The organism is Coprococcus intestinihominis (genome assembly GCF_040096555.1).
Lineage (GTDB): Bacteria > Bacillota > Clostridia > Lachnospirales > Lachnospiraceae > Coprococcus_A > Coprococcus_A intestinihominis.
The window spans coordinates 1-1,280 of sequence record NZ_JBBMEK010000448.1 but is presented as its reverse complement, the minus strand read 5'-3'; the positions used below and the strand labels follow the sequence as shown (position 1 = coordinate 1,280).

The 1,280-nt window shown below is 35.5% G+C and carries 1 protein-coding gene; it reads right to left on the bottom strand.

The features are described 5' to 3' along the window. On the bottom strand, nt 1-1,280 hold a 1,280-nt coding region (locus tag WMO25_RS18125; RefSeq protein WP_349086633.1), incomplete at both ends, for a DEAD/DEAH box helicase.

The following is a 1,280-nucleotide window of genomic DNA, read 5'->3' as shown; positions in this document are numbered from 1 at the left end:
TTGCACCCTTTTTATTCCAAATAAATCTATCTTCCGGATAATCTAAGTCCATATATCCTCTTAAAAAAAGAGCTCCACATGTTCTATCATTCAACAACTCATATACTTTTCCGCCACACTCACAAATATCTGGATGATTACCAATATATATTTTCCCAAGTGGTAAATTTGTAACGTGTTTTTTTGCATGACAATTAGGATTAGAGCAAGCATAAATGCCTCTAATCCCTCTGAACATCATGTGCAAACGTGATGGAAACAACACTTGTCCCTCTTTGTTTTTCGCCAACGGCGCAACAGATAGTAGTACACTTGTTGCTTTTTTTGCCACTGTAGAATTTGCATCAGGAAATACTTTCTTAGCCAGCTCGTCAAAAGCTATTGCGTTTCCACGACAGTTTTTCATAATTGACAGGAGTGGTTTGATTTTTACTAATTCCTTATATAACCAGTTTTCAACTTGCTTTTCATCTGAAAAATCACATGAATCGACATCTAATTTAGCCAGTTTACCAAACTGTCTTATCCCCGTCATTCTTGATTTGCCGTGTAATAAATCAATATCAAACTGAGCTAGTAATTCAGCATCTAACTTAATGGAAGAATGATTGTCAATTATCTCCTGGCTTCCTCTTATAATAGCAATATTTGAACTATCATTATCATCCATAGCTGTTAAATCCGCGATGAATTGCTTTACTTTGTTCTCCTCGTTCTTAGGAATACTTGCACTAGTTAAAATAAATTGAATCTTCTTTCTATCAACACCCAGTTTATTGATAAAACGGCGAATTAATAATGCTACTTCTCCGCCTGAAGCACCTCTGTACATATGTGCCTCATCTATGATAAACAACAACTTGTTCTCATCATCTGCTTTTAACCATTCAGATGTATCTTTCCATATGCTTTGTTCTTCCTGACGCATTAACATATATTCAAGCATAGAATAGTTAGTAATCAAGATGTCTGGGGTATGTTGTTGCATTTCAAATCGAGTGATCATTTCAGCATCTTTGTCATTTGTTATATGCTTCTGTTCTAATAATCCATCTATAAAATGCTCCAGGTCATGTTTCGCTGGATATTTTCCCATCTTTTTTAATTGATCAACGGTTTCTTGATCTCGGTCAATCAAATTCGCCTGTAATGTAGCCGCTAATGCTTTATCCTGCTGGTACTTTATCTCTCCAGCATAAGGTGTGGTGCTAGAATATAAATAGTACAAGCCAAAATGAGAAATTCCAAATACACATAAGCATGATACAATAGAGGCATGC